This window comes from Oleiphilus sp. HI0132 (assembly GCF_001635845.1).
The window spans coordinates 1-1,440 of the sequence record NZ_LWGJ01001557.1 but is presented as its reverse complement, the minus strand read 5'-3'; the positions used below and the strand labels follow the sequence as shown (position 1 = coordinate 1,440).

The 1,440-nt window shown below is 44.7% G+C and carries 2 protein-coding genes; both read right to left on the bottom strand.

Annotation, left to right across the window (positions count from 1 at the left end):
* Positions 1–698 (bottom strand): hypothetical protein (locus tag A3766_RS23915; RefSeq protein WP_156509097.1); only part of this gene is annotated, 698 nt, incomplete at its 3' end.
* 30 nt (positions 699–728) lie between these two features.
* Positions 729–1,440, bottom strand: a 712-nt coding sequence (locus A3766_RS31495) for a hypothetical protein (protein WP_197479712.1), incomplete at its 5' end; no start/stop codon positions are given.

The window sequence follows — 1,440 nt, the reverse complement described above, 5'->3', positions numbered from 1 at the left end:
TCGATAAATGTCACACCCTTTGGTAACGTCGGAGCATTAGATAAGCGGCATTTTTTAGCAGGATGCTCAGTCACGATAATGTTCACACCTTGCGCTTCCGCATAACTCCGATCAATTAGCGCCTGAGCCAATAAATCGTTGGCGCCCTTCTGCCCATACAAGCTCTCAAAACCAGAATCAGAAAACTTCAGGTTATAGTCCTCTCCTCCTTGGAGTGGCAATAAACAAAAAGGCTTTTGAGTAAGGCCTGCGATATCAACCTTTTTAGGCCTCAAGAAGTGTTGAGCGCGAGCTTTGCAGTGCTCTAAATCGCGTCGACCTATGCGCTCAACATAATCAACGCCAGAGTCAAACTGAGTGTGGCTGCGTGCATTGGCCCCATGAGGAGAGATTTGATAAGACGATCTCGGTAGCCAGCCATGTTCAACAACAAGCGTTTTATCGCCATCATCGACAAAACGCTCCGACCAATTAATTGAAACAGGGGGTATTGATTCAAACAAGTCAGGATTGCTATGGACAGTTCGAGCAAGCATGCTGAAAAACATTGTCTTCGCACAGGCTCCGCCCTTCAAACCCAATATAGAGGTAGCACTCGACCAATTTGACCGCCTCCCAAAGCGTTTGAATATCACATTGTCATGAGCCTTAAACTCTTTTGGGATAGCCCCCCAATAAGTCTTTTTATATTTCTTCACTGTCAATATCCATTATTTAAGTGTTAATGCTTATTCCAATGAATAGCTTTTCTTTATCCCAAGAGCGCTGAATAAGTCATTCATTTGCTGACTAGCCACCTCACAGCTTAATGTTTCAACACGAATATCCGGCCTCAACCACTTGGCAGACAGCAAGGTTGTCGAGATATCGCCCAAAACAAGCACGTCATCTCCCAGCAGAGGCAAGATAAGCTCAAAGCCTATATTTTTATCGATACGGGTTGAACCTGGAAACATCTCATCGAGCAAGTCAAGGTTAGTACTCCTCGGGTGAGCCTTGACCCCAATGTCACGAGGGGAGAAAGTTTCTAACAATCGCTTATAGGCACTTGTTAGACTATCCGGCTGCCTCATATAACTAGCCTCATGAGGCAAAGTAATCAACACCTTAATCGCATCGAAACAGCTTAAATCGACCTTTCTATCATCAAGTAAACTTTTAGAAAGCTGTTTAAATTGATCAGATGAGAACAAATCTGTGTTGAGCGCTAAGCGCTTCTTTTCCTGCAACAGAGGGTGAGCATACTCAGGGAACGCCAAATAGGCTTTTGAAATCCAAGCAGAAGAGCCTATTGTCAGGGCGTTCTTCCACCAGGTTCCGTATACGAGTTTCTTAAGAAAAGGATCCAGAAAACGGTGAGCGAAGCTATTCATTGATTTGTGGCCAATATAGCTCACCGCACCATCATCCATGTAAATACCGGTCGCACGTCTACCCGAT